This window comes from Isoptericola sp. F-RaC21 (assembly GCF_038593535.1).
Taxonomy (GTDB): domain Bacteria; phylum Actinomycetota; class Actinomycetes; order Actinomycetales; family Cellulomonadaceae; genus Isoptericola.
In genome coordinates this window covers 428,135-453,054 of the sequence record NZ_JBCFYX010000004.1, presented here as the reverse complement: position 1 = coordinate 453,054, position 24,920 = coordinate 428,135, and the positions used below count along the sequence as shown (strand labels likewise).

18 protein-coding genes are annotated in these 24,920 nt (G+C 74.0%); 13 read left to right on the top strand and 5 right to left on the bottom strand.

Annotated elements, in window-relative coordinates:
- Nucleotides 1-21: 21 nt before the first annotated feature.
- Together AAG589_RS16915 and AAG589_RS16910 are read left to right on the top strand one after the other, a co-directional pair.
- On the top strand, nucleotides 22-387 hold the full coding sequence (locus AAG589_RS16915) for a cupin domain-containing protein (protein WP_430568442.1): 366 nt from the start codon (nucleotides 22-24) through the stop codon (nucleotides 385-387).
- A gap of 4 nt (nucleotides 388-391) precedes the next feature.
- Complete coding sequence (locus AAG589_RS16910) at nucleotides 392-1,030, top strand: class I SAM-dependent methyltransferase (RefSeq protein WP_430568441.1); 639 nt, start codon at nucleotides 392-394, stop codon at nucleotides 1,028-1,030.
- On the opposite strand, the gene AAG589_RS16905 is transcribed toward AAG589_RS16910, so the two are convergent.
- On the bottom strand, nucleotides 981-1,349 hold the full coding sequence (locus tag AAG589_RS16905) for a hypothetical protein (protein ID WP_430568440.1): 369 nt from the start codon (nucleotides 1,347-1,349) through the stop codon (nucleotides 981-983). The two genes, AAG589_RS16910 and AAG589_RS16905, sit on opposite strands and share 50 nt — an antisense overlap.
- Before the next feature lie 126 nt (nucleotides 1,350-1,475).
- Between AAG589_RS16905 and AAG589_RS16900 the strand changes: the two genes are divergently transcribed.
- Nucleotides 1,476-2,687: a Fic family protein gene (locus AAG589_RS16900; RefSeq protein ID WP_430568439.1), complete on the top strand. Its 1,212-nt coding sequence runs from the start codon at nucleotides 1,476-1,478 to the stop codon at nucleotides 2,685-2,687.
- A gap of 20 nt (nucleotides 2,688-2,707) precedes the next feature.
- On the opposite strand, the gene AAG589_RS16895 is transcribed toward AAG589_RS16900, so the two are convergent.
- Both AAG589_RS16895 and AAG589_RS16890 read right to left on the bottom strand, forming a co-directional pair.
- Entirely contained in the window at nucleotides 2,708-3,388 is a 681-nt protein-coding gene (locus AAG589_RS16895) for an SDR family oxidoreductase (RefSeq protein WP_430568438.1), read from the bottom strand.
- An 88-nt stretch (nucleotides 3,389-3,476) separates the two neighbouring features.
- A complete protein-coding gene (locus AAG589_RS16890; RefSeq protein WP_430568437.1) occupies nucleotides 3,477-4,946 on the bottom strand; it encodes an MFS transporter in 1,470 nt (489 codons plus the stop codon).
- A gap of 101 nt (nucleotides 4,947-5,047) precedes the next feature.
- Here AAG589_RS16890 and AAG589_RS16885 point away from each other — a divergent pair, with 101 nt between their 5' ends.
- Nucleotides 5,048-5,938 (top strand): helix-turn-helix transcriptional regulator, encoded by an 891-nt coding sequence (locus AAG589_RS16885; RefSeq protein WP_430568436.1) that lies wholly within the window; start codon nucleotides 5,048-5,050, stop codon nucleotides 5,936-5,938.
- Here the strand turns inward: AAG589_RS16885 and AAG589_RS16880 are convergent.
- Nucleotides 5,845-7,098, bottom strand: a complete 1,254-nt coding sequence (locus tag AAG589_RS16880) for a multidrug effflux MFS transporter (RefSeq protein WP_430568435.1) — start codon at nucleotides 7,096-7,098, stop codon at nucleotides 5,845-5,847. The genes AAG589_RS16885 and AAG589_RS16880 overlap by 94 nt on opposite strands.
- A 62-nt stretch (nucleotides 7,099-7,160) precedes the next feature.
- Between AAG589_RS16880 and AAG589_RS16875 the strand changes: the two genes are divergently transcribed.
- The 3 genes from AAG589_RS16875 (at nucleotide 7,161) to AAG589_RS16865 (ending at nucleotide 12,099) form a co-directional block, all read left to right on the top strand.
- Nucleotides 7,161-7,625: a MarR family winged helix-turn-helix transcriptional regulator gene (locus tag AAG589_RS16875; protein WP_430568434.1), complete on the top strand. Its 465-nt coding sequence runs from the start codon at nucleotides 7,161-7,163 to the stop codon at nucleotides 7,623-7,625.
- Nucleotides 7,626-7,716: 91 nt separating this feature from the next.
- Nucleotides 7,717-8,934 (top strand): pyridoxal phosphate-dependent aminotransferase, encoded by a 1,218-nt coding sequence (locus tag AAG589_RS16870; RefSeq protein WP_430568433.1) that lies wholly within the window; start codon nucleotides 7,717-7,719, stop codon nucleotides 8,932-8,934.
- A 138-nt stretch (nucleotides 8,935-9,072) separates the two neighbouring features.
- Nucleotides 9,073-12,099 carry a DUF2264 domain-containing protein gene (locus tag AAG589_RS16865; protein ID WP_430568432.1) on the top strand — a complete coding sequence of 1,009 codons (3,027 nt, stop codon included), beginning with the start codon at nucleotides 9,073-9,075 and terminating at the stop codon, nucleotides 12,097-12,099.
- Nucleotides 12,100-12,135: 36 nt separating this feature from the next.
- Here AAG589_RS16865 and AAG589_RS16860 read toward each other — a convergent pair whose 3' ends face one another.
- Nucleotides 12,136-15,252, bottom strand: a complete 3,117-nt coding sequence (locus tag AAG589_RS16860) for a family 78 glycoside hydrolase catalytic domain (protein WP_430568431.1) — start codon at nucleotides 15,250-15,252, stop codon at nucleotides 12,136-12,138.
- A gap of 210 nt (nucleotides 15,253-15,462) precedes the next feature.
- On the opposite strand from AAG589_RS16860, the gene AAG589_RS16855 reads away from it, so the two are divergent.
- The 6 genes from AAG589_RS16855 to AAG589_RS16830 all read left to right on the top strand — a co-directional run bounded on the left by AAG589_RS16855 (nucleotide 15,463) and on the right by AAG589_RS16830 (nucleotide 24,891).
- Entirely contained in the window at nucleotides 15,463-16,416 is a 954-nt protein-coding gene (locus AAG589_RS16855; protein ID WP_430568430.1) for a carbohydrate ABC transporter permease, read from the top strand.
- Nucleotides 16,417-16,439: 23 nt separating this feature from the next.
- Complete coding sequence (locus AAG589_RS16850) at nucleotides 16,440-17,321, top strand: carbohydrate ABC transporter permease (protein WP_430568429.1); 882 nt, start codon at nucleotides 16,440-16,442, stop codon at nucleotides 17,319-17,321.
- Nucleotides 17,322-17,366: 45 nt separating this feature from the next.
- Nucleotides 17,367-18,800, top strand: coding sequence for an ABC transporter substrate-binding protein (locus tag AAG589_RS16845; RefSeq protein WP_430568428.1), 1,434 nt, complete (start codon nucleotides 17,367-17,369; stop codon nucleotides 18,798-18,800).
- A gap of 63 nt (nucleotides 18,801-18,863) precedes the next feature.
- A complete protein-coding gene (locus AAG589_RS16840; RefSeq protein WP_430568427.1) occupies nucleotides 18,864-22,103 on the top strand; it encodes a hypothetical protein in 3,240 nt (1,079 codons plus the stop codon).
- Nucleotides 22,100-23,098: a LacI family DNA-binding transcriptional regulator gene (locus tag AAG589_RS16835; RefSeq protein ID WP_430568426.1), complete on the top strand. Its 999-nt coding sequence runs from the start codon at nucleotides 22,100-22,102 to the stop codon at nucleotides 23,096-23,098. The genes AAG589_RS16840 and AAG589_RS16835 overlap by 4 nt, the downstream gene beginning before the upstream one ends.
- Nucleotides 23,095-24,891, top strand: a complete 1,797-nt coding sequence (locus AAG589_RS16830) for a heparinase II/III domain-containing protein (protein WP_430568425.1) — start codon at nucleotides 23,095-23,097, stop codon at nucleotides 24,889-24,891. The genes AAG589_RS16835 and AAG589_RS16830 overlap by 4 nt, the downstream gene beginning before the upstream one ends.
- Nucleotides 24,892-24,920: the final 29 nt, after the last annotated feature.

Here is a 24,920-nt window from a genome sequence, read left to right as displayed (position 1 = left end):
CCGCGCGCCTAGGCTGCCGGGGTGAGCAACGACGTGAGGAACATTCGGACCGCGCTCGAGAGCATCTCCGAGCCGTGGCAGCCGCACCTGCTGGCGAGCGTCAACGACTACGCGGTGAAGGTGGTCAAGCTCGACGGCGAGTTCGTCTGGCACACGCACGACGACACCGACGAGCTGTTCCTCGTGCTCAGCGGGCGGCTCACCATCCAGCTCCGGGACCGCGACGTCGTGCTCGGGCCGCAGGACGTGTTCGTCGTGCCGCGTGGGGTCGAGCACTGCCCGCGGGCCGACGGCGAGGTGCACGCGCTCCTCGTCGAGCCCGCCGCGACGGTCAACACCGGCGACGCGGGCGGGGAGCGGACCGCGCCGCTGCGCGAGCTGGGCTGAGCGCGTGGCGCACGCGAGCGACGCCTACGCGGCGCGCGCGGAGGAGTACACGGCGCTGTTCGGCTCCATGGACGCGGTGCACGACGACGACCGGGAGCTCGTGGCGCGCTGGGCCGGGGGGCTGACGGGGCGCGTCGTCGACGCCGGCTGCGGGCCCGGCCACTGGACGGACTTCCTCGCCCGGCAGGGGCTGGACGTCGAGGGCGTGGACCTCGCGGAGCCGTTCCTGGCACGCGCCCGGTCGGCGTACCCCGGCGTCCCGTTCCGCCGCGCTGCGCTCGGCGACCTCGGCGTGCCCGACGGCGGACTCGGTGGGCTGCTGTCCTGGTACTCGCTCATCCACACGCCGCCCGAGCCTGTGGGCGGAGAGTCCGTCGACGCCGTGCTGGCGGGCTTCGCCCGCGCCGTCGCACCGGGCGGCGGCCTGCTGCTGGGCTTCTGCCGCGGCCCGCGCGTCGAGCCGTTCGACCACGCCGTCGCGACCGCCTGGTTCTGGCCCGCCGACGAGCTGGCGGCGCGCGTCGAGCGGGCAGGGTTCGACGTCGTGGAGACCGCCGAGCGCGCCGACGCCGGCGTCCGGCCGCACGGCGCGATCAGCGCGCGGCGTCGGGCGGCCGATCGTCAGGTGCTGGCTCCAGCGTGACCCGACCGCCCGCGAGCGGGTCGTCGGGCACCGGCTCCACGAGCTCGGCGACCGGCCTCGCGGGGTCGCCGTAGTCCACGGGCGGGCGGATCCGGCCGAGGTAGAGGTCCTGCACCTCGTCGATGCCCTGCCCCGCGGGTCGTAGCCCCCGGCGGAGGCTGCGCGCCCGCACCACCCGCACAACCAGCGCCACGACGACCGCGCCCCAGAACGCCCAGACCGGCACCGCCGCCCACGGGTTCCCCGTCGCCTGGAGCGCGACGGCCACGCCCAGCAGCACAACCGCCCCCAGCAGGGCGAACCAGCCTCGAGCAGTCATCGGCGTCCCCTTCGACGGCTCGACCCTATGACCTGCGCGGCGTGAAGACGCCTCGAGCCCGCGTCGTGTGACTCTCGCGCATCGCTCACCAACACATTCGCAGTAAGTGTTACTAGGATGGCGGGCGTGGTCACAGTTCCGGTGCCCGAGATGGGCGACGAGGAGCATGTCTGGCAGGCAGAGCCCGACGGACTTCACGGGCGCGCACGGGTGGCGGCTGCCAGCGGGCCGTATCGGTCGACGGTGACGCCGCCGATCGCCCAGTACGTGCCGAGCCTGCCGACGGACCTCGCCGCCGACACCGAAGAAGCGACAGCGGCCCTGACACGCCTCGACACGTATGCCCGATCCGTGCTCGGTGCGGACAGCCCGACGCTCGGGCCGATGTCGTCGATCCTGCTGCGTACCGAGTCCACCTCGTCATCCCAGATCGAGAACCTGACTGTCGGCGCCCGACAGCTGGCCCTCGCCGAGATCGACCAGTCGAGCTCGCCGAACGCCAAGGTGGTCGTGGCCAACGTGCGCGCCATGGAGGCCGCGCTCGAACTCGCCGACCGGCTCGACACCGACGCGATCCTCGCCATGCAACGCGAGCTGCTCGAGGCTCAGCCAGGCTGGGAGAAGCACGCCGGTCGATATCGCGAAGGGTTGGTCTGGGTCGGCTCCAGCGGACTCACCCCGATCGGGGCCAGTCACATCGCCCCGCAGGCCGAGCAGGTGCCGAGGGCGATGGATGACCTGGTGGCGTTCATGCGTCGCGACGACCTGCCCGTGCTCGTCCAGGCCGCCATCGCGCACGCGCAGTTCGAGACCATTCATCCGTTCGCCGACGGCAACGGTCGCACCGGACGCGCCGTCGTGCACGCGCTGCTGAAGTCCAAGGGAGTGATGACGAGCACGACCGCGCCGGTCTCGGCGGGACTGCTGCGTGACACCGAGGCCTACTTCCATGCGCTCGGTGCCTTTCGCGCCGGCGACGCGAGACCGATCATCGAGAGCTTCGGCAACGCGAGCCGCTTCGCCGCCTCCTCCGGCGCGCAGCTGGTCGATGACCTCGCCGCACAGGTCGAGCGCTCCCGCGAGCAGATGTCGAGAGTGCGCCGCAACGCGGGCGCGTGGAGGGTGCTGCCGCACCTGGTCGCGCACCCGGTGGTGAACGCGAGCCTGCTGATCGAGCAGGTGGGCATGAACGGGATGGGGGCCCAGCGCGCGCTCGGCCAGCTGGTCGATGCCGGAGTGCTGGAAGAGCGCACGGGGATGCAGCGCAACAGGGTCTACCAGCACACGGGCATCATCGAGGTGCTCGACGTCTACGCGCAGCGCCTGCGCCGTGGCTGAGCCGGTCCTCGCGCCGCCGTCTACGTCAGGTTGCGCAGCGCCGCCGGGATCGCCGTGTCCCCGGACGAGAACCGGACGAAGCGCCCGACGGTCGCGGGCTCCCGCAGCGTGGCGGCGACGACCTGGGCGACGTCGGCGCGCGGGACGCTCGTGTCCGTCCCGGCGGGCACGGCGCCCGTCTCGGGCAGGACGGTGATCCGCCCGGTCGGGGGCTCGTCCGTCAGCGTGCCGGGACCGAGGATCGTCCAGTCCAGGTCGGTGGTGCGCAGGTGGTCGTCGGCGGCGAGCTTGGCGTCCGCGTAGGGGAAGAAGCCCGCCGTCTCCGGGACGCCGTGCTCCGGCGTCGAGCCCACCCACGACACCATCACGTACCGGCGCACGCCGGCGCTCGCGGCGGCGTCCATGGAGCGGATCGCGGCGTCGCGGTCGACGGCGTACGTGCGGTCGGGGTCGCCCCCGCCGGCCCCGGCGGACCACACGACGGCGTCCGCGCCGGCCAGAGCGGCGGCGATCTCGTCGGTGCTGGCGTGCTCCACGTCCAGCAGCACGGGGTCGGCACCGAGGTCGGCGACGCGGTCGGTCTGGTCGTCCTTGCGCACCACCCCGACGACGTCCATCACGGGGCCCGTGCCACCGTCGGCGAGGAGCGGGACGAGCTGGCGTGCGACCTTGCCGAGCGCGCCGATGACGACGACCTTCATGACGACCTCCGAGCGGGCGAGGGGGACCGGACTCCCACCGTAAGCATCAGCGCGGGTGCCGCCACCGCGCGTCGACCCGAGGTCACCGTCAGCGGGCGCGAGCGACGCGGGCGGCGAGCGCCGCGAAGGTCAGCGCGAGCGCGGCCTGCACGACGACGGCGACGACGAACCCGGTCGGCAGCCCGGCCCCGGCGCCGCCGGCCCGCGCCGCGACGGACTGGAACAGCCCGCCGAGGACGGCGACGCCGAGGCCGAGGCCGAGCTGCTGCAGCGTCGTGAACAGCCCGCCCGCGACGCCGGCGGCCCAGGTGGGCGTGCGGGACAGGACGGTGCGCAGCACGGGCCCGTACATGAGCGCCTGCGCGGCCCCGAGGGCCATGAGCAGCGGCTGCAGGGCCGCCGTCGAGCCGGAGTGCCCGCCCACCTGCCCGCTGCCGACGACGAGGGCGAGCCCGCCCAGCACGGCCGCCTGCGCCACGGCGGCGCCGGTCATCGTCCAGCGGCCGGTGCGGCGCTCGATCGCGGGCGTGGCGAGCGCCGTCGCCACGAACGCCCCGCCGAAGCCGAGCAGCAGCACGACCGTGCCCCAGGCGTCGGCCCCCAGCGCGCCCTGCGCGAGCGCCGAGAACTCGTACAGGAACGCCCCGTAGCCGGTGAAGAACAGCAGCGTCATGACCAGCCCGTCCCGCACGACCCGGGCCCGCAGCACGCTCGGCGGCACGACCGGCAGCTCGCCGCGCCGCTCCGCCGCCCGCTGCGACCGGGCGAACAGGGCGAGGACGACGCCGGCCGCGGCGAGCATCCCGAGCAGCGCCGGCGGCCAGCCGGCGGACGCGCCGAGCGTCAGCGGCACCACGAGCAGCAGCAGGCCGGCCGCCAGCAGTGCGGCACCGCGCAGGTCGAGGGCGAGGGGCGCCGTCGAGCGCGACTCGGGCACGGTGCGCAGCGCGAGCAGGGCGGCGATCGCGATGGCCCCGGTGGCGGCCTGCACGGCCCGCCAGCCCAGGTGGTCGCCGGCCACGCCGGCCACCGCGCCCGCCAGCACCTGCCCGGCGATGGTCGCGACGCCGCTCACGGCCGTGAACAGGGTGACGCCGAGGGCGCGCAGCCGGTCGGCCGCCGTGGCCTGGATGGTGGACAGCACCTGCGGCGTGAACAGGCCCGCGGCGACGCCGAGGCCCGCGCGCAGCGCCACGAGCGCCGGCAGGCCGGGGGCGAACGCCGCGAGCACGGAGAGCGCCGCGAACACCGTGAGGCCGACGGCGAGCAGCCGACGCCGGCCGTACCGGTCGCCCAGCCGCCCGGCCACCACCAGCGTGGCGGCGAACGTCGTCGTGTACGCGGAGAGCACGAGCTGGCCGCCCGACGCGGCGACGCCGAGGTCGGCCGTGATCGCCGGCGCGAGCAGGTTGACCGACCCGAACGTCATGTTCACGGGCAGGTACGCGACGAGCAGGACGGCGAGGCCGAGGCCGGTGAGGGCGCGAGGTGACGCCGCCGCGGCGGTGCCGGCAGGGGCGACGGCCGGGGTGCCGGCCGTGGTGGTGGTCGTGGTCATGCTCCGACGGTGCGCCGGCGCCCATCCTGGTACCAGGAGCCTGCTGATCGTGGTACCGGCACCACCTGGATGCGCCCGCTGCGCGGGGCGACACTGGGACGGTGACCGCGACGACCCCCGACCGCGCCGCCCTCGGCGGCTTCCTGCGCGAGCGCCGCGGGCGCGTGACCCCCGGCGACGTCGGGCTGCCCGCGAGCGGCCGCCGCCGCACGCCCGGCCTGCGCCGCGAGGAGGTGGCGCAGCTCGCCGGGGTGGGGGTGACCTGGTACACGTGGCTGGAGCAGGGGCGGGCGAAGAACGTGTCCGACCAGGTGCTCGAGGCCGTCGCCCGGGTGCTCCGGCTCGACGACGCCGAGCACCGCCACCTCATGGTGCTCGCGGGCCGCGAGCCCGCCGTCGCGCCCGCCGCGGGGACGCCCGTGCGGCCCGAGCACCTCGCGGTGCTGGAGCGGCTGCTGCCGTACCCCGCGGCGCTGCAGACCGACGCCTACGACCTCCTGGCCTCCAACCGCACGTACCGCTACCTGTTCGACGACCTCGACGCCCGCCCGGCCGGCGACCGCAACTGCGCGTGGCTGATGTTCACCCACCCGCGGTGGCGCGGCAGCCTCGTGGACGACGAGGACGTGCTGCGCGACATCGCCGGCCGGCTGCGCGGCAAGGAGCCCGAGTACCGGGAGGACCCGCGGTGGCGCACGCTGCTCGCCCGGCTGCGCGAGGCGTCGCCGGACTTCGTGCGGCTGTGGGACGCGTACGACGTCGCGGGGGACCGCACCCAGCTGCGCCGGTACGACTCGCCGCGCGCCGGCCGGCTCGACGTGCACTTCCAGAGCCTGTGGCTCGACCGCGCCCGCGGGGACCGGATCATCGTCATGACGCCCGCGGACGAGGACTCCCGTCAGCGGCTAGAGCGGCTCGACACGCTGGTGGGAGCCGCGCCGTCGGTCACGACGGCGGACGACGCGGCGTCGGAGCGGCTCGCGACGAGGTAGCACGCGCCGGCGACGACCGCGGCCGCCGTCATCGTGAGGCCCAGCGGCAGCGCCGTGCCCTCGCCGCCCAGGCTGACGAGCGGGCTCGCGACGGCCGCCAGCCCGAACTGCAGCGCGCCGAGGACGGCGGAGGCCGACCCGGCCGCGCCGGTCACGGCGCCGAGCGCGAGCCCGGTGGCGTTGCCCAGCACGAAGCCGACGGACAGGGCGGTCACGAAGAACGGGGCGACGAACCACCACGCCGACACGGGCAGTAGCGCCAGGGCCAGCACGGCGAGCGAGCCGACCAGCACGCCGGCTAGCCCGATCCCGAGCAGCCGCCGCGGGCCGACGGTCGGCACCAGCTTCGCGGACACGCCGCTGCCGACGGCGATCGCCACGGCGTTGATGGCGAAGAGCAGCCCGTACATGGCCTCGGAGACGCCCATCATCGTCTGGTACACGAACGGCGACGCCGAGATGTAGGCCATGAGGACGGTGAAGCCGAACGCGAACGCGCCCGTGTACCCGAGGTAGCGGCGCGAGCGCAGCGCGCGCAGCCCGCCGCGTCCCGAGGAGCGGCCGCGCTCGGAGCGCGGGAGGGACTCGGGCACGGCGGCGAGCACGCCGACGAGCATGACGACGGCGAGCACGAGCACGACGGCGAGGATGCCGCGCCAGCCGAGGGCGTCGGCGAGGAAGCCGCCCGCGACGGGGGCGACGACGGGGGCGACGCCGCCGATGATCATCATGAGGCTGAAGGCCTTGGCGGCGGCCGGGCCCCTGACGAGGTCGGAGATGACGGCGCGGCCGATGACCATGCCGGCGGCGCCGGCGAAGCCCTGCGCGACGCGGCCGACGGTCAGCACCTCGACGGTCGGGGCGAGCACGGTGACGGCGCTCGCCGCGACGCACAGCACGGACCCGAGGATCAGCGGCCCGCGGCGCCCGAAGCGGTCGGACAGCGGCCCGAAGGCGAGCTGGCCGACCGCCGAGCCCAGCAGGAAGCCCGTCAGCGAGAGCTGCACCGCGGTGGCGGTCGCGCCCAGGTCGGCGGTCATCTGCGGGAACGCCGGCAGGTACAGGTCGGTGGCCAGCGGCGCGATGGCGGAGAGCAGGGCGAGGACGACGAGCAGGCCGCCGGTGAGGCGGTCGCCGGAGCGCTCGGGGACGGCGGGCATGGTGGTGCTCCAAAACAATTGTGGGGACACAACTATTGTGCCACGACGACTAGCGTGGTCCCATGACCGACGCCGACCGGCCGCACGACGAGCTGCTCGCCGACCTCGTGGACGCGATCCTCAACGTCGAGCGGGAGCTCCACCACCGCCATCGCGGCGAGCCCGACGTCATCCCGCTCAACGACACCGAGCGGCTGGTCATGCGGTACGTCGACCGGCATCCCGGCGCGCCCGCCGGGGTCGTCGCCGACGGCACGCGGCTGCTGCGCAGCAACCTCAGCCACGCGCTGCGCGGGCTCGAGGCCAAGGGCCTCGTCGTGCGGACGCCGGACCCGGACGACGCCCGGTCGTCGCGCCTGCACCCGACGCCGCTCGCCGCGACGAACCTCGCGCGCCTGCGCCACGTGTGGGCCGGCGCCGTCGCGGGCGCGCTGCCGCCCGGCTCGGACGACGACGTCGCCGCAGCCGTGCGCCTGCTCGAGGGCGTCGCGACGAGCCTGGCCGCCCGCCGGGCGGAGGCGGGCTGACCGCTCGCGCGCCGCCGTCGTCGACGGGAAGGGCCGCCCGTCGCGGAATGGCCGTGTCGGGTACCCCGGGTGCGGGGGGATGATGGTTCCCGTGCGCACCATCCACCAGAGCCGCAAGCTCCGCGGCGTCCGCTACGACGTCCGCGGTCCCATCCTCGTCGAGGCCCAGCGCCTCGAGGCCGAGGGCCACCGCATCCTCAAGCTGAACATCGGCAACACGGCGCCGTTCGGCTTCGAGGCACCGGCGGCCATCCAGGCCGACGTCGTGCACCACCTGCCCGAGGCGCAGGGGTACAGCGACTCGCGCGGCATCTACGAGGCGCGCACCGCCGTCGCGCAGTACTACCAGTCGCGCGGGCTGCGCGACACGACGGTGGACGACGTGTTCATCGGCAACGGCGTCTCCGAGCTCATCTCGATGGTGCTGCAGGCGTTCGTCGACGAGGGGAACGAGATCCTCGTCCCGGCGCCCGACTACCCGCTGTGGACCGGCGCCGTCACGCTCTGCGGCGGCACCGCCGTGCACTACCGGTGCGACGAGGAGAACGGCTGGATGCCGGACCTCGAGGACCTCGAGTCGAAGATCACCGAGAACACGCACGCCATGGTGATCATCAACCCGAACAACCCCACCGGCGCCGTGTACAGCAAGGAGATGGTGGAGGCGATGGTCGACATCGCCCGCCGCCACGACCTCGTGGTCCTCACCGACGAGATCTACGAGAAGATCCTGTTCGACGGCGCCACCCACCACCACGCCGCGGCCGCCGCGGGCGACGACGTGCTGTGCCTGACGTTCAGCGGCCTGTCCAAGGCGTACCGCGTGTGCGGCTACCGCGCCGGGTGGGTCATGGTGTCGGGCCCCAAGGAGACCGCGACCGAGTTCCTCGAGGGCCTCACGCTGCTGGCCAACATGCGCATGTGCGCCAACGTGCCCGCGCAGCACGCCATCCAGACGGCGCTGGGCGGCTACCAGTCGATCGACGAGCTCATCGTGCCCGGCGGTCGGTTCTACGACCAGGCGATGCTGGCCGACAAGCTGCTCAACGAGATCCCCGGCGTCACCTCCGTGCGGCCGAGGGGCGCGCTGTACTGCTTCCCGCGCCTCGACCCGGAGATGTACCCCATCGACGACGACGAGCAGTTCGTCATCGAGCTGCTGCGGGCCAAGAAGATCCTGGTCACCCACGGCACCGGGTTCAACTGGTTCGAGCCCGACCACTTCCGCCTCGTCACCCTGCCCGACGAGGAGGTCCTCACCGAGGCCATCGGCCGCATCGGGGAGTTCCTGGCCACGCGGCGTCGGTAGCGGCGCGGATCCGCGCGTCAGGTCTTCCTCTCCGGAAGGGCTCGGCGACAGCATCGCCTGGCCGGGGCGGGTGTCTGGTCGAGTGAATCGTTCTCTCCCTGGTTCTGCTGGGATCGTCTCCGCTACGATCGATCCTCGATGAAGCGATTCACAGGGGAATCCACGTCCCGGACGGACCTCGATCCGACGCTGTCGCCGTACACCGGCTGGACCCGGCGCACCTGGGAGGCCCACGCCGACGCGATGCTGCGCGCCGCCGCCGCGTACGGGTCCGCCGGGCACGCCCGGCTCCGGCTCCCCGGGCCGGAGAGCGCGAGCGGTCGGGACAGCGACGAGCTGGAGGGGTTCGCGCGCACGTTCCTCCTGGCGGCGTTCCGCCTCAAGGGGGCAGCGGACGGCGAGTGCGAGGACCTCGTCGAGTGGTACGGCGCGGGCCTCGACGCCGGCACGGACCCGCGGTCGCCGGAGCGCTGGCCGGGGCTCGACGACGCGCGGACGGCGCAGCCGCGCGTCGAGGCGGCGTCGGTCGCGCTCGGTCTGGCGCTGACCCGGGAGCGGCTCTGGGACCGGCTGGACGAACGCGTCCGGAACAACGTCGTGGACTGGCTCCGGCCGGCCGTCGGCGCGCACTACCTGGAGCACAACTGGCTCTGGTTCCAGATGGTCACGGAGGCGTTCCTGCGCAGCGTCGGGGCCCTGGTGCCCGGCACGGTCGACGGCGCGGTCGGCGAGGCGGACCGCGCCTGGGGGCTGCGGCGCCACGAGCTGCTGTACCGCGCCGACGGCTGGTACAGCGACGGCGACGGCCGCGACTTCGACCACTACAACGGCTGGGCGTTCCACCTCTACCCGCTGCTGTGGACGACGATCGAGCCCGACCGTGACCTCGCCGACGAGTACCGGGCCCGCTTCGAGCCGCGACTGCGCCGGTACCTGGACGACGCCGTGCACCTGGTGGGCGGCGACGGGTCGCCGCTGATCCAGGGGCGCTCGCTGATCTACCGGTTCGCCGCGGCGGCGCCGTTCTGGATGGGCGCGCTGACGGGCGCCACCGACCTGGCGCCCGGCCTGCTGCGGCGGGCCGCCTCGGGGATGGTGGCGCACTTCGCCGAGCGCGGCGCGCCGGACGAGCGCGGGCTGCTCCCGATCGGCTGGCACCACGAGTGGGTCGCGATGCGCCAGACGTACAGCGGCACCGGCTCCCCGTACTGGGCGTCGAAGGGGATGCTCGGGCTCGCGCTGCCGGCGTCGCACCCCGTCTGGACCGCGGTGGAGGAGCCGCTCCCGGTGGAGCGCGGCGACGCGACGCGCGTCGTCGCCGCCCCCGGCTGGGCCGTGAGCGCCACCCGGGACGACGGGATCGTGCGCATCGCGAACCACGGCACGGACCTGGTGCCGGAGGGCCGGCGGGAGGCGGAGCACCCGCTCTACGCACGCGTCGGCTACTCGACGGCGACCTTCCCGCCGCTGCTCGGGCCCGACTCGACGTCCCCGGTCGCCGGCGCGGTGAGCGTCCTCGATGACGCGGGGCGCGGCAGCCACCGCACCGGCTTCCAGGCGCGGGGCACGGCCACCGGCGACGGCGTCGCCGCGGCTCTCTCCCGACACACGGCGTTCTGGCTCGACGACGACGGCGACGGCGGCGCGCAGGACGGGCCGCGGGTCTCCGTGGCGTCCGTGCTGCGCGGGTCGTGGGAGGTGCGGGTCGTCGAGCTGGCGGGGGCCGGCAGCCGTCGCGTCCGCGTCGGCGGGTGGGCCCTGGCCGGGGAGGACGACCCGACCGACGTGCCCGGCTCCGACCGCGACGCAGGCGGTGCCTCCGACATCGTCGACGGCTCCGGTCTCCGGAGCCGCGTCGTCGACCTCGCCGGGTCGAGTGTCGAGACCGGCGCGTACCGCGACCGGGGCGTCAGCCCGCTGGGCGACCGCGTCGCGGTGCCGTGGGCGGTCGTGGAGGTGTCTGCGGGCGCGCCGGCCGTCGTCGCCGTCGGCCTCGCCCGCGGCGACCTGGACCGGGCGCCCGGCCTGACGCGCCAGGCCGCCGGACTCATGATCGAGTGGCCCGACGGCACCCGCACCGAGCTGGTCGGTTCGGACGAGGACGGCCTGCGGGAGTGGCGCCTGGCGTCCGCGGACCTGCGCGCGCCCGTGCCGCCCCGCGCGACCGTGGTCGAGCGGCCGCGCCTCGTCGTCGCCGTCGACCCGGACATGCTGGACCGCCTCCTCGACCCTGCCGACCTGGCGCGGCTCGAGCGGCTGACGGACCTCGTGCGCAGCCCGGCCGGCGGCCGGCTGGAGGCGCCCGAGGCCGCCGAGGCGCTGGCCTCCGCGGACATCGTGCTCACCGGCTGGGGCAGCGGTCCTGTGACCCGCCCGCTGATCGAGATCGCGCCGCGCGCCCGGCTGCTGGTGCACGCGGCCGGGACGGTGCGCCCGGTGATCGACGAGGGGTCGATCCGCCGCGGCATCCAGGTGTCGTCGATGGCGGACCTCAACGCCCTCCCGGTCGCGGAGTACGCGACGGCGATGATCGCCCTCGCGGCGAAGCGGATCCTGCCGGCCGGGGCATACGGCCCCGACCGGAAGCCGGAACCGCTGGGCGCCGAGGACGGCGGCTTCGGGGGCGTGGTCGGGATCATCGGCGCCTCACGTATCGGCCGGGAGGTCATCGCCCGGCTGCGCTCGTCGGACCTCACGCCGCTCGTCGCCGACCCGTACCTCGACGACGCGGCGGCACGGCGCCTGGGCGTGGAGCGGGTGGAGCTTCCCGAGCTGTTCGCCCGGAGCCGGGTGGTCTCGCTCCACGCGCCCCTGCTCGACAGCACCGTGGGGATGGTGAGCGCCGAGCTGCTCGCCGCGATGCCGGACGGCGCCACGCTGATCAACACCGCCCGCGGCGCGCTCGTGGACGAGCCGGCGCTCACCGCGCAGGTGGCGACCGGGCGGATCTCCGCGATCCTCGACGTCACGTACCCCGAGCCGCCCGCGGACGACTCGCCGCTGTGGACGCTGCCCGGGGTGCTGCTCACCCCGCACGCCGCCGGCACCGCGGGCAACGAGCTGCGCCGCGTGGGCCGGGGCGCCGTGGACGAGATCGAGCGCTACGTGCACGGGCGGCGGCTGCGGCACGAGGTGACCGCGGACGCCTACGGCCGCACGGCCTGAGCGTCCAGGCGCGCTACCCGCGGCGGCGGGCCGAGGTCACCAGGTCCGCGGGCGCCCGCTCGCGCCGACGTCGCCCAGGTGGAAGCCGTCGCGGACCGCGCCGTCCGTGCCGTGCAGGGCGAGCGGGTCGGCGCCGCCGCCCTCGGTGCGCAGGCCCACCTCGATCTCGACGACCTGCGCGGCGCCCGCCCAGCCGGCGAGGTCGACGGCCACGCGGTTCCAGCTGGCCGGCCAGGCGCGCGCCGTCGCTTCGCGCTCGGTCCCGTCGGCGGCCCGTACTCGGAGCCACAGGCTCGCCGCGGTGTCGGGGCGCTCGCGGCACAGGTCGACGAGCGCGTAGGCGAAGGCGGACCCGGACAGGTCCCGCGGGTGGTCGAACGGGAGGACGACGGACGGCGCCACCCCGGTCTGCGTCGCCTCGACGTCGAGCACGCCGGACGCCACCTGGGCGTGCGGCACCGGCATGCAGCGCAGCCGACCCCGGGGCGAGAGCGTCGGGTCGCCCGCGCCCGGGCGCAGGGCGGCGAGGTCGAACGGGGGCAGGTCGACGTCGGCGGCCACGGGAGCCAGGGCGGGCGGCGACCACGGCGCGGCGGGCTCGGGCGAGCCGCCGGCCTGCTCGACGGCCGGCTCCACGACGGCCTCGTGGTGATGCGTCCCGGGCCCGAGCGGCGTCGGCACGTGCCCCGGGAGCCGCAGCGTGCCAGTGCTGCCGGTGGGGACCGTGACGTCGACGCGGAGGCGGCGGCCCACGCGGCGCACGGCGACCGACAGGTCCCCGCCGGGCAGCGGCGTCGTCACGGCGAGCCGGCCGACGCCGTCCACGAGGCGGGGCGCGAGGTCGAAGGTGCCGTACCCGGCCGACATCGGGCGCAGGCCGAGCAGCCCCTCCCACACCCAGGCGGCGAAGGGGCCGCCGAGGCCGACGTGGTCCAGCGACCCGGTGCCGGTGTTGGCCGGGTCGACCCACCAGCACTCCCAGAACGTGCCCGGCCCGCTCGCGAGCATCGCGCCGATGCCGGGCTCGGCGGGCTGGGCGAGCGCGTCGAACAGCACCTGGTGCCGCCCGGCCGAGCTCAGCGCCCGGACCACCCAGCGGACGGCGCCGAACCCCGCGGACACGCGGTCGCCCCGTCGGCGGACGTCCGCCTCGATCCGCCGGGCGGCCTCGGCGGCCTCGGCGTCGTCGAGCAGGCCCGCCTCGATCGCGGCGGCGTAGGAGCCCTGCGAGCCGTTCCCGACGATGCTTCGCTCGGCGTCGACGAAGCGGCGCCGGGCGGCCACGACGAGCCCGTCGGCCTGCGTCGCGCGGCGGGCGGCCTCGGCCGGGTCGCCGGCGTCCGCCTCGAGCCGGGCGAGCACGCGCAGGCACTCGATCGTCGCCGCCGTGTGGAGCAGGGGCGCGGGCGTCTGCTCGAGCGCGAGCCAGTCCTGCCCGTAGCTGATCGGGGCGCGGGAGACCACGCCGTCGTCGTCGCGGCAGCCGAGCTGGAAGTCCGCCCACCGTCGCAGCGTGGGCAGCGCATGGCGGACGAGCTCGGTGTCGCCGTGGTGCAGCCAGTGCCCGAGCAGGACGCGGTGGAGCGCGGCGCCCCACACCGGCTCGCCGCGCAGCCGGTCGGCGCGGACGTCGGGGGACACGGCCGGGATCTCGCCCGAGGGGAGGGCGCTGGTGACGAGGTCGTCGACCCACTTGCCGAGGAAGGCCTCGGCGTCGAAGGCGGCGAGCTCGTACTCGGCCACCGACGCCGTGTCCCCCGTCCAGGCGGCCTGCTCGCGGGTGGGGCAGTCCTCGGGGACGCCGTGCACGTTGTTGAGCAGCGTGCGCTCGGCGCGCTCCATCAGCGTGGTCAGCAGCGGGGAGTCGGTGTCGACGACGCCGGACGGCCGGAGGTCGGTGTGCAGCACGTCGACCTCGACGCGCGCGGTCGCCCCGGCCGGCACCCCCGTCACCTCCACGTACCGGAAGCCGTGGTAGGCGAACCACGGCTCGACCTGACGCGAGGCGCCGTCGCCCTCCCACTCGAGCACCTGGCGTGCGCGCCCGTGGTCGAACGGCATGGTGAGGTTGGTGGTGTCGATGCGCCCCGCGGCGTCGAGGTGCTCGCCGTGCACGACGCGAACCTCCGCGCCGGCCGGCAGCGGGCGGTCCAGGACGAGGCGGGCCCGGCCGGCCACGTTGGCCCCGGCGTCGAAGACGCGGACGTCGGGATCGGCGACGTGGCGCCGGAAGGCGTCGAGGGTCCGGACCACCCGCACGGGCGGCGTGGGGTCCGGGCGGACGGTGCGCGGCAACGGCGGCACCGCGTCCGCGGGCACCTCCCGGACCGCGGCCGTCGACCCGCCCTCCGCGCGCGACGCGTGCCGCTCGAGATAGAAGGGATCGTCGACGACGACGCGGCTCGATCGCGCCACCGAGCGTCGCGAGGGCGCCACCCGCACGAGCGTCCTGTCGTGCTCGCGGGCCACGAGCTCGACCAGCACGCGCGGATCGTCGCCCGTGCGGGCCCACTCCCCGGCGCCGAGGGTCACGGCGAGCTCCCGGGCACCGCGGGCCACGAGGTCGGTGACGTCGTAGCACCGGTACAGCGCGCGGGCGGTGTCGGTCCGGGTGGGGTCCAGGCGCCCGGCGTTCACCGCCGCGCCGCCGAGCTCCGCTCGGACCAGGCCCTGGCCCGTGACCATCAGCCAGGCGCGCACCGTCCGGGGAAGAGGCGGGAGGGGCGTGACGACGGTGGTGCCGCGGGGCGCGGACAGCCACGTCGCCGTCCAGTCGGCCTCGGTGAGGGCGGCGGTCTCGAGCGCGGCCTCGGCCGTGGCCCACGTGTCCCCGACCTGCGCGCTCACCGACCAGGTGTACGAGGTGAACGGCTCGAGCGGAGCGCCGACGCGTACCGTCGTCGGCGCGCCCGGCGCGAGCGTCGTCTCCCAGTGCGTGCCACCGCCCGGCCCGAGCACCCGGACCCGCGTGCGCGGGCTCTCGGGCGCGGCGCCCGTCAGCGACCAGGCGAGGCGCGGGCGCCCCGAGACGGCCACCGCGACGTGGCGGTCGACGCCGGGCTCCGCGCCGTCGACCCGGAGGCGCACGGGGACGCTGCCCGGCGTCGTCGCCGGGGCGGGCACGGCATGGTCGTCGGTGACTCGAAGCGGCATGAGTAAATGGTTTCACCTCCACCGGCGCGCGGGCAAGTCGCCGGGTCCGCGGCGTGCCAGGCGCGAGTTTTCGTGGAATCTGCAGCGCTCTTCCGTGCTGGCGGACCCGCTGTGCTCCCGAGGGGTTGACAGTCCGCTCGCGTGGCCTGCATGATCCGGTGAATGGATTTATCCACGGTGGATGAGTCCCCGCATCATCGAGGAGGATGGATGCCCGCCATCAAGGAACGGCCGGCGCCGGCCGACGAGGCCACGGTGCCGCCTCCCGTGGCGCCCGTCCGGCAGCGCCGTCGCAGGGTGTCGTGGGGTGTGTATCTGGCGCTGATCCCGGTGTTCGTGATGTTGGGGGCGTTTCAGTACTACCCGGCGGTCAACGGGATCGTGCATTCGTTCTTCGACTGGAAGCCGGCGGCTGTGTCGGAGTTCCTGGGGTGGGAGAACTATTCGACGATGCTCGCGGATGCGGTGTGGTGGGACTCGTTCCGCAATCTGGGGATCATCTTCGTGTTCGGTGTGGTGATGTGGGTGATCCCGCTGACCGCGGCGGAGCTGTTGGTGAGCCTGCGCAGCAGGCGTGCGGCGTTCGCGTATCGGACGTTGTTGATCGTGCCGATGGCGTTCCCGGGCATGGTGACGGCGTTGGTGTGGCAGTTCTTCTACCACCCGAACAACGGTGTGATCAACGTGTTGTTGGAGCAGCTCGGGCTGGGCTCCTTGGCCCACAACTGGGTGGGCGATCCGGACACGGCGATGCTCGCGTTGTTGTTCGTGGGGTTCCCGTTCATCGCGGGGCTGCCGTTCCTGATCTTCTACTCCACGTTGCAGAACATCCCGGCGGAGGTGCTGGAGGCGGCGCAGCTGGACGGTGTGGGCCGACTCGCGCGGGTGTGGCGGATCGATCTGCCGTTGATGGCGGGTCAGATCAAGATCCTGTTCTTCCTGGCGATCGTGGGGACGTTGCAGTACGGGTTCACGGCGTACGTGGTCACGGGCGGTGGTCCGGACGACGCGACGGTGGTGCCGATCCTGCGGATCTTGAACGTCGCCTACCAGGGGCAGGACTGGGGCTATGCGGCGGCGCTGTCGACGACCTTGTTCGCCATCACTTTGGTGCTCAGCTGTTTCGTCGTGTTCGCGCGGCGTCGCAACCGGGCTTCGGCCTGACGACCGGTCTGAGAGGACACGACATGACTTCTGTTGTCGCCCCTGCGGGCGTCTCGACCCGTGCGCCCGCCGTCACGCAGCGGCTGCGTCGTCCGCGCCCTCAGGTGGGGGTGCACGTGGGGCTGGTGGTGCTGGTGGTCGCGAGCCTGGCGCCGTACGTGTTCATGCTGGTGACGTCGCTGAAGGACAACCAGCAGTATCACGAGAACTTCTGGGCGCCGGCGTTCCCGTTCCACTGGGAGAACTACGCCACGGCGTGGGAGCAGGTGCGCCCGTACCTGATCGCGTCGGTGATCGTGGCCGCGGCGTCGGTGGTGGGGATCGTGGCGGTGTCGCTGCTCGCGGCGTTCGTGTTCGCCCGGTTCTCGTTCCCGGGCCGGAACGCGTTGTTCGCGCTGATCGCGGCGTTGATGATGGTGCCGTCGATCGCGAGCCTGATCCCGTTGTTCGTGATGATGCGGAACCTGGAGCTGTTGAACACCTACTGGGTGCTGATCATCCCGCACATCGCGACGGGTGCGGTGCTGGGCACGATCATCATGCGCACGTTCATCGCGGGGATCCCGCAGACGTTGTTCGACGCGGCGCAGCTGGACGGCGCGTCGCACCTGCGGATCTTCCGCTCGATCATGATGCCTTTGTCGCTGCCGGTGATCGGCACGGTCGCGCTGGTGAACGTGCAGGGCGTGTGGAACGACTTCTTCTGGCCGCTGCTGACGATCAGCGAGAACGACCTGCGCACGATGTCGGTCGGGTTGTTGTTCTTCCAGGGCCAGTCGGGCACCGAGTTCGGGCCCCTGTTCGCGGGCTATCTCCTCGCGAGCCTGCCGCTGCTGCTGCTGTTCGTGTTCTTCTCCAAGTACTTCCTCGCCGGGGTCCAGGGCGGCATCCCCGGCTCCCACTGACCTGTTCTGTCTTTCTCATCCACTCAGCACGTCGAAGGAGACGTCATGCCCATCCGACACCGTCGCCCCTGGGCGATCACCGTGGCCGCGGCCACGTGCCTCGGCCTCGTCACCGCCTGCTCGGGCGGTGGGGGCGGTGACAGCGACGCGGCCGTGACCATCACGCTGGCCGGCCCCAACCAGTGGAACAACCAGGCCGACTCGTTCGGCGAGCCGTGGGAGGACCTCGTCGCCCGGTTCGAGAAGGCCGAGCCCGACATCCACGTCGAGACGACGGTGCTGCCGCTGGCCAGCTACAGCGACACCCTGTCGACCCAGCTCGCCGCGGGCACCGCCCCCGACCTGGTCTTCGCGCAGACCCCGCACACCCCGGAGCAGGTCACGCCACTCACGGACTACCTCGACAAGCCGAACCCGTACGAGGACGGCAACGAGAAGTGGCTGGACCAGTTCGACGAGAACTACTTCGGCGACGCGCAGCGCAACGGCGCCGGCGACTTCGAGTCGGTGCCGCTCAACCTGGTGATCGCGGGCATGTTCTACAACAAGGACGCGTTCGCGAAGGCGGGGGTCGAGGCGCCCATCACGACGTTCGACGACCTCATCACCGCCTGCGGCAAGCTCACCGACGCCGGCTACACCCCCATGGCGATGGACAACGGCTCGCTGGGCGCCGGCTGGATCAGCGAGAGCATCTACGCGATGCTCCTCGACAAGTACGTCGACGACTGGGACGTGTACGCGTCCGACGGCAGCGAGGGAACGGCCGGGAGCGTCACCTGGAAGAGCCAGGCCCGCGCCATCCTCACGGGCGAGCTCGACGCGGAGAAGACGCCGGAGATCGCCGAGGCCGTCGAGCTCACGAAGAAGGTCTACGACAGCTGCGCCACCCCGAACTGGTCCGGCATCGCGTCGTCCCCGACCTTCGTCGGCGCCGACGAGTTCCTCGCGGGCGACGCGGCGATGGCCTGGGGCACGAACTTCGCGACGGACGCGCTGGGGGACGTGGACTGGGACTGGTCCAGCTTCGGCTTCCCGACCATCACGAAGGACACCACGCCGCTGTCCACCGACGCGCCCGCGCAGTTCGGGGCCGCCGCCGGCGGCACCAGCTACATGATCCCCACCAGCACGACGGGTGCGGAGCTCGACGCCGCGGTGAAGTTCCTCCAGTTCGCCACGAGCACCGACGGGGGCCAGCCCTGGCTCGAGGCGAGCGGCGGCATCCCGTCGACGGTCGACGCGAAGCCGGCGCCCGGGCTCGAGGACCTCATGGCCGGCGAGTGGGCGGAGAAGCGACGCTTCAACCTCAACGGGCGGTCGATGGCCAGCGCGGGCAAGAACCTGCTGGACGGGTACCTGCTCGGGTCGAAGACGCTCGACCAGCAGCTCGCGTCGCTCGAGGACGAGTGGACCGCCTGGGCGCAGGAGACCGCGGAGAAGTCGGGCTGGACGGAGGACTGGGCCACCCAGAAGTAGCAGCACCGCACAGGACCGTACGGACGCACGACGACAAGACACTCGACGGTGAGGACTTCGACCATGCGTGAACGACCACGGCGGCTGCTGGCCGCGACGACGGCGACCGTGACCCTCGCGACCCTTGCCGGGTTCGCGGGCTCCCCGGCGCAGGCGCAGGACGGCGCGACCTACTACGTCGACGGCCGGGACACCGCGGCCTGCTCGGACACCGGGCCCGGCACCGACCCGGCCGCGCCGTGGTGCGGCTTCGGCCCGGTCAAGGGGCTGGAGCTCGGCCCGGGCGACCGGCTGCTCCTGGCCCGCGGGGCGTCCTTCGACGAGCAGCTCGTCGTCGACGCGCCGCACGGCGAGGCCGGCAGCCCCGCCCGGATCGGGGCGTACGGCGAGGGCGACGCGCCGCGGCTCGTGGCCAACGGGACCAACACGGCGGCGGTCGTGCGGAACGCGAACCACACCGTGGTGAGCGACCTCGACATCGGCCAGAAGGACAAGGAGACGGGCCGCGGGGTGTTCCAGTACGGGCTGCGGCTCGACTACTCCACGAAGGGCCACACGGGCGTGACGGCGGAGCGCCTGAACATCCACGACAACCGCGTCGTCGGGCTCTTCGTGCGCAGCACCGGCGCGGTCAGGCTCGCCGACACCGTCGTCGACGGCGTCACGCTGCGGGACGTCGAGACCACGCACAACGCGCACGGCGTCACGTTCTCCCACCAGGGGAGCGTGACGGACGCGAGCGGCGGCGGCACGGTCGAGACCACCGCCAACCGCGTCTTCCGGAACGTGCTGATCGAGGGGCTTCGGCAGAAGGACGACGACAACAACAACCCGCCGCCGGACGAGGTGCCCTCCCAGATCGACGCGGGCTGCCCCGACAGCCTGGCGATCTCGCAGGCGTCGGACGTCATGGTCCGCGACTCGGTCCTCGACGGGTCCGCGGGCTGCCGCACCAACTACGGGACGGCCGCCCTCTACCTGGGCAGCGTCCGGGACGTCGTCGTCGCCAACAACGTGTTCGTCAACACGCCGAACACGCAGAACCCGGACATGGTCGCCATCGACCACGAGGCGCGCACGCACCACGTGGTCATCGCGGGGAACTACTTCGCCGACAACTACGGCGGCGGCATCGAGTACCTCGCGATCCACGGCGCCAACGACTACTCGACCGACAACGAGATCCGCGCCAACACGTTCCTGCGCAACGGGTACCACAGCTACATCCCGTACCCCGGCGGCGGGTCGGTCTCGCAGGTGGGGAGCGGGCCGGCGCCGGAGGCCCTCGTCTCGGACAACCTCGCCTCCGAGCCGAACGGGTTCCTCACCGCGCACCTCGGCGGCACCACGTCCGCCATCACGAACGAGGACAACCTGCAGCTCGAGGAGGGGTGGATCAGCCACTCCGCGATCGACCTCGACGCCGACGGCAGCGCGTGGTCCCATGAGCGGAAGGTCGGCGGCGCCTGGCGGGACCTCGCGCCGGGCGACGACGCCGCGTCCGGCTCGGCCACCCGGTTCGCGCTCGCCCCGGGGAAGGCGGCCGACGTCGCGCTCGCCTGGACCGCCCCGCGCGACGGCGTGGTCGCCGTCCGCGGCTACCCGATCGCGACGTCGGGCTCGGCGCCGGTGCGGGTCACGGTGGACGGCCAGGTCGTCGCGGAGGCGACGGTCGACGAGCTCGGCGCCGTGCTGACGGCCGACGACGTCGAGGTCGCCGCCGGCCAGGTCGTGCGGTTCGAGGTGCCCGCGGGCAGCCCGGCCGTGAGCTGGACCCCGGCGGTCTCCTACCTCGGCGGCGAGTCCGCCGACGGGCCGGGCGAGTGGCGGTTCTCCGCCGCCGGCGACGCGCAGGGCTGGACGTCGTCCACCGAGGCCACGGTGCGCGCGGGCTCGCTCACGGCGCCGAACTCGGCCGACGGCCTGTCGCTGACCTCCCCGGACGGGCTCGGGCTCGACCCGGCCGACGTGGTGCGCCTGCAGCTGTGGAACGCCGGCGACGCGACGTCGGGCACGGTCCGGCTGCGCGACGCGGACGGCGAGTTCGACGACGCGCACGCGGTGGAGTTCCAGGTCAACGGGCACGAGGAGAAGGGCCTGGCGCAGGGGTTCACGGACGTCGTGGTCCCGATCGACGACGTCGACCTGGACTCGATCGACCAGCTCCGCGTGGACCTCGCCCCCGGCGAGGGCGCCGTGACGGTCAGCTCGGTCGAGGTGACCGACACCGCCGGCCCGCGCTGGGACTTCACCGACTCCGGCGAGGGCTGGACGATCAACCCGGACATCTCGTGCCCGAGCGCGGGCGTGCCCGCCGAGGACCCGGCGATCGACGTCGACAACACGAAGAGCACCTTCTCCAAGGTGTCCGACGTCGCCTGGAACTTCCAGCGCCGCCAGACCTTCCAGGTCCGCACGGGCACGCTCGCCCAGCTGGACGTGTGGGTGACGAAGAAGGACGACCCCCAGGGGTGCCTGCGCCTGAGCGTCTCCGACCCGGACGGCGAGAAGCTGTTCGAGGGCACGGTCCCGGCCGACCAGGTGACGGAGGCCGGCGGCTACGTCAGCGTCTATCCCGGCCTCACCGGGCTCGACCCGGAGAAGATGTACTCCTTCGAGATCTCGAACCCGCACACGACGCCGGACGCCGGCACGTACGGCGTGGGCTACAACGACCAGGGGAACTACCTCGAGGGCACGGAGTACTACAGCGCCGACGCGGGCGGGTCGTGGCGGGGGCCCGAGGCCTCGGGGCTGCGGGCCCTGAACTTCCGCACCTTCTCGGCTCCGAAGGTCGAGCAGGTGCCGGCCGACGACGGCTTCGTGCCGGTCACCGTCTCGCGCGGCTCCGTGAGTGCGTCCACGGGGTACGAGCCGGCGCTGCTGTCGCCGGCCGGGCTCGACGTCGACGCCGACGAGGTGGACACGGTGCACGTGCGGATGTCGAACCCCGACAACCGCCAGACGGCGTACGTCCTGTTCACCACGACCGACGACCCGGAGTTCGACCGACCCGGCACCGGCACCCCGCCGGGCAACGAGCCGGGGCGCCGCGGCGTCACCATCCCGCTCGTGCCGGGAGCCGACTTCCACGACTACGAGGTCGACATGTCGGCGATCCCCGGCTGGTCGGGCACGATCGACCGCATCATGATCCAGCCGTCCTACCGTTGGAACTACCGGATCGGCCCGCTGACGAACACCTGGCACGGTGCGATCGGGTGGGTCTACCTGGACGAGGGCGCCGGGCCGGACGTCGCGCGGGCCGCGGCCACCGTCACCGGTACACGAGGAGAAGAATGACGTCGACCATGCAGCAGGTGGCGGTGCGCGCGAGCGTGTCGCCGGCCACCGTCTCGAAGTTCCTCAACACTCCGCACCGGGTCGCGCCGCAGACCGGGCAGCGGATCGCCCAGGCGATCGAGGAGCTCGGGTACGTGCGCAACGACGCCGCCCGGCAGCTGCGCGCCGGCAGCAGCACCACGATCGGGCTGCTCGCGTTCGACGTCGGCAACCCGTTCTTCGTGGACCTGGCGCGCCGGGTGGAGGGCTACGCGGCGAGCCGCGGCCTGTCGGTGCTGCTGGCCAACAGCGACGGCAGCAACGAGCGCGAGCGGGGATACCTGGAGCTGTTCGAGCAGCAGCGGGTGCACGGCGTCCTCGTCTCGCCGATCGGCGACGTCGAGCGTCAGCTCGAGCGTCTGCACCAGCGCGGCATCCGTGCCGTGATCATCGACAAGCAGGTGCGTCCGGACCTCAACTCCTCGGTGTCGATCGACGACGTCCAGGGCGGGTACACGGCCGCGGCGCACCTCCTGTCCCGCGGGTGCCGCCGGCTGATGTTCGTCGGCGGCCCCACGGGGCTGCGCCAGGCGGACGACCGCCTGGCCGGGGCCAGGCGGGCCGTCGCCGACCGTGAGGGCGTGACCATCGAGACCGTCGACGTGCCCGACCGATCCATCGACGCCGGCCGCGCCATCGGCGAGCGGATCCTGCTGCGCCCGCCGGCCGACCGGCCGGACGGCGTGTTCGCGATGAACGACCAGCTGGCGTTCGGGCTCCTGCAGACGCTCGTCGTGGAGGGCCGGGTGAAGGTGCCGGACGAGATCGCCGTGATCGGCTACGACGACATCGACTTCGCCTCGGCGGCGGTGGTGCCGCTGAGCTCGATCCGCCAGCCGCGGGCGGACTTCGCGCGCACCGCGGTGGAGCTGCTGGAGGCGGAGCCGGGCGGAGACCCCCGGCAGGTCGTGCTGGAGCCCGAGCTCGTCGTGCGCGAGAGCACCCGCGTGCGATGACGGCCACGACCCCTCACCCGGCCGCGCGCGCCGGGGCCGGGCTCGGCGACCCGGCCCGGTGGCGTGCGGTCCGGGACCAGCCGGCGACGGCGTCCGCCGCCGCCGAGATCCTGGCGCACGCGGACGCCCGCGAGCGCGAGCCCGTGCCGCCCGTCCCGTTCCGCGTGTACGCCGAGTTCGCGCGCAGCGGTGACCGGACCTCCTTCGAGGCGGCGTTCCGGGGGCGGCGGAAACGGCTCGCGGACCTGGCGCTCGCGGCGCTGCTCGACCCGGGCCGCGACGTCGGGGCGCTCGCCGACACCGTCTGGGCGATCTGCGACGAGTACGCCTGGGCTCACCCGGCGAACGTCGAGGGCCTGCTCGACGCCGACCCGCCGCTGCCGCACGACCAGCAGGTCGACCTGTGCGCGGCGGAGACGGCGGCCGCGCTCGTCGAGGTCACCGGCCTGCTCGCGGACCGGCTGCCGCCGGTGGTCGTCCGGCGGGCCCGCGACGAGGCGCGCCGCCGGGTGCTCGAGCCCTTCCTCGCGCGCGAGCACTGGTGGGAACAGGCGCCCACCAACTGGGCCGCGGTGTGCGCGGCGGGCGTGCTGCTCGCCGGGCTGCCGGTGCTCGGCGACGCCGACCGCGCCCGCGTGACGGAACGGGCGCTCGCGGCGTTCGACACCTATCTGAGCGGCTTCGACGAGGACGGGGTCTGCGCCGAGGGCGTCGACTACTGGCACTACGGGCTCGGCTACTTCGCCGCGGCGGCGGAGGCCCTGCGCGAGCTCTCGGGCGGCGACGTCGACCTGTGGGCCGACCCGACCGGCCGGCTCGGCCGCGTCGCCCGGTTCCCCCAGCAGGTGCGGCTCACGGGCGACGTCGTCGCGTCGTTCGCCGACACCCGCCCCCGGGCGCGGCTGGACCGCGGACTGCTGTCGCTGCTCGACGCGCGGCTGGGTGGCGTCGAGGTGCCCGCCGGGCCGGACCTGCCCCAGGAGGGCGACCAGCGGTACGGCCGGTGGGTGCTCGCGTCCCGGAGCCTGGTCTGGAACGCGCCGGCGTCCCGGCCCGCGCCCGACCGCTCGTCGTCGACGTACCTGCCGCACGCGCAGTGGCTGGTGGTGCGCGACCGTGCCGACGCCGGTGGGACCGGGCGCGACGTCGGCCTGGCCGCCCGCGGCGGGCACAACGACGAGCTGCACAACCACAACGACGTCGGCAGCTTCGTGCTCGCGGCCGACGGCGAGATCCTGCTCGCCGACCCGGGCGTGGGCGTCTACGACCGCGACTACTTCTCCGAGCGGCGGTACGACAACCCGGCGACGGGCTCGCACGGCCATTCCGTGCCGCTCGTGGACGGCGTGCGCCAGCACGGGTGGTCCGCGGACGCCGCGGCGCGGGTGCTCGACGTCGACCTCGACCCCGATCGCGCGCCCGGCCGGGCGCGGTTCGCGATCGAGTACGCGGCCGCCTACGACCACCCGGACCTGCGCAGCCTCACCCGCACCTGGACGTACGCCGACGGGCGCCTCGACCTCGACGACGCGTTCGCCGCCGCCCGCCCGCTGCCGGTGGTGCTCCGCCTCGTCGGCCTGCTGCCCTTCCGCCTGGTCGGCGACGGGCGCGCCGAGGTGGTCGGCGAGCGGGTCCGCCTGGACCTGGACCTCCCGCCCGGCGTGCGCGCCGAGACGAGCCGGTTCGACGTCGAGCGTGGGCTGCGGGCCCCGATCCACGTGCTCGACCTCGTGCTCCCGCCGTCGGCCGAGGCCGCCGTGCGCACCACCGCCCGGGTCTCCCGCACCGCGTGAGCGGGCGACCACCCACCCGACCAGAAGCG

What these genes read in the sequence shown, in the direction of transcription:
- AAG589_RS16905 (WP_430568440.1), bottom strand. Translation starts at nt 1,349, where the DNA reads ATGACTGCTCGAGGCTGGTTCGCCCTGCTGGGGGCGGTTGTGCTGCTG.
- AAG589_RS16895 (WP_430568438.1), bottom strand. Translation starts at nt 3,388, where the DNA reads ATGAAGGTCGTCGTCATCGGCGCGCTCGGCAAGGTCGCACGCCAGCTC.
- AAG589_RS16890 (WP_430568437.1), bottom strand. Translation starts at nt 4,946, where the DNA reads ATGACCACGACCACCACCACGGCCGGCACCCCGGCCGTCGCCCCTGCC.
- AAG589_RS16880 (WP_430568435.1), bottom strand. Translation starts at nt 7,098, where the DNA reads ATGCCCGCCGTCCCCGAGCGCTCCGGCGACCGCCTCACCGGCGGCCTG.
- AAG589_RS16875 (WP_430568434.1), top strand. Translation starts at nt 7,161, where the DNA reads ATGACCGACGCCGACCGGCCGCACGACGAGCTGCTCGCCGACCTCGTG.
- AAG589_RS16865 (WP_430568432.1), top strand. Translation starts at nt 9,073, where the DNA reads ATGAAGCGATTCACAGGGGAATCCACGTCCCGGACGGACCTCGATCCG.
- AAG589_RS16860 (WP_430568431.1), bottom strand. Translation starts at nt 15,252, where the DNA reads ATGCCGCTTCGAGTCACCGACGACCATGCCGTGCCCGCCCCGGCGACG.
- AAG589_RS16855 (WP_430568430.1), top strand. Translation starts at nt 15,463, where the DNA reads ATGCCCGCCATCAAGGAACGGCCGGCGCCGGCCGACGAGGCCACGGTG.
- AAG589_RS16850 (WP_430568429.1), top strand. Translation starts at nt 16,440, where the DNA reads ATGACTTCTGTTGTCGCCCCTGCGGGCGTCTCGACCCGTGCGCCCGCC.
- AAG589_RS16845 (WP_430568428.1), top strand. Translation starts at nt 17,367, where the DNA reads ATGCCCATCCGACACCGTCGCCCCTGGGCGATCACCGTGGCCGCGGCC.
- AAG589_RS16840 (WP_430568427.1), top strand. Translation starts at nt 18,864, where the DNA reads ATGCGTGAACGACCACGGCGGCTGCTGGCCGCGACGACGGCGACCGTG.
- AAG589_RS16835 (WP_430568426.1), top strand. Translation starts at nt 22,100, where the DNA reads ATGACGTCGACCATGCAGCAGGTGGCGGTGCGCGCGAGCGTGTCGCCG.
- AAG589_RS16830 (WP_430568425.1), top strand. Translation starts at nt 23,095, where the DNA reads ATGACGGCCACGACCCCTCACCCGGCCGCGCGCGCCGGGGCCGGGCTC.